This is a genomic window from Fervidicella metallireducens AeB (assembly GCF_000601455.1).
GTDB classification, from domain to species: Bacteria; Bacillota; Clostridia; order Clostridiales; family Caloramatoraceae; genus Fervidicella; species Fervidicella metallireducens.
Genome location: NZ_AZQP01000141.1, coordinates 1 through 971, shown reverse-complemented (window position 1 = coordinate 971; position 971 = coordinate 1). Strand labels below are relative to the sequence as shown.

3 protein-coding genes are annotated in these 971 nt (G+C 34.8%); all 3 read left to right on the top strand.

Annotated elements, in window-relative coordinates:
- The coding region (locus Q428_RS15570) for a DUF6883 domain-containing protein (protein ID WP_035382079.1) at nt 1-334 on the top strand (334 nt) is incomplete at its 5' end.
- A 33-nt stretch (nt 335-367) separates the two neighbouring features.
- Complete coding sequence (locus Q428_RS14160; protein ID WP_035382077.1) at nt 368-556, top strand: DUF4926 domain-containing protein; 189 nt, start codon at nt 368-370, stop codon at nt 554-556.
- Nucleotides 553-750, top strand: coding sequence for a DUF4926 domain-containing protein (locus Q428_RS14155; protein WP_035382075.1), 198 nt, complete (start codon nt 553-555; stop codon nt 748-750). Before Q428_RS14160 ends, Q428_RS14155 begins: the two co-directional genes overlap by 4 nt.
- Nucleotides 751-971: the final 221 nt, after the last annotated feature.

The following is a 971-nucleotide window of genomic DNA, read 5'->3' as shown; positions in this document are numbered from 1 at the left end:
TATTAATACTGCACAAAAACTTTCAAGAGAGAGTGTTGTTGATAAGCTAGATAGGTATCTATTGAACCCTGAACATCCAGTAGGAGGAAGCAAAGCAAAATGGTTTGATGAAGCTTTAGGTTTTAACAAGAGCAATATGGATGACCTAGCAAACCAAATTGTTTTTGACCCTACAAAGGCAGTTCAAACTGGTGTAACAGAGTTTGGAACTAAGTATAATCAAGTGATTTCAGTTACTGGAGCAAATGGTAAAACAATTGATGTAACATTTGCTTGGATAAAGAATAACGATGGAGTTGTTAGACTTGTAACTGGTATTCCAACTAAGAAGTAAAATATAGCTTCAAAGAAAGGATTGAATTATTAAATGTATGAGGAATACGATGTAGTTAGGGCTATAAGGGACATAAATGACAAAGTGCCGAAAGGCTCAAAAGGAGCTGTATTGATTATTCACACGTCAACACCACCACAATATGAAGTTGAATTTATTGATGAAGAAGGAAATACTTTGGATGTGCTTGCAGTACATGAAAGGGATATTGAAAAAGCATGAAACAGTTCCAAAAAGTAAGGCTCTTAACAGATAAATATTTTGGGAAATATGGAATTAGAAAAGGTGACTTAGGATTTACTCTCGAAGACTATAACGATGGGAATTTTGAAGTTGAGTTTTCCCATAGTACTAATGGGTATACTATAGCGTTGCTTGCGATTCCTGGTAATGAATTAGAAGTTGTTGAAATATAATAAATTAGGTCACACAGTTTCGGCTGATGTGGCCTTTCTTTATTTTTCAAACAGGTCAATATATTCAACTCCGGCTGCGACTCCGTTTTTCACTTCCTTTTCTGTGGTAAGTTCAGTTAATCCTTGAATTTATGCATAAACAGGCTGGAAAACGTATCGACTTGGGACAGATAAGATTTATCATACTTACGATGCAAATAATAATCTCATAAACATGAATC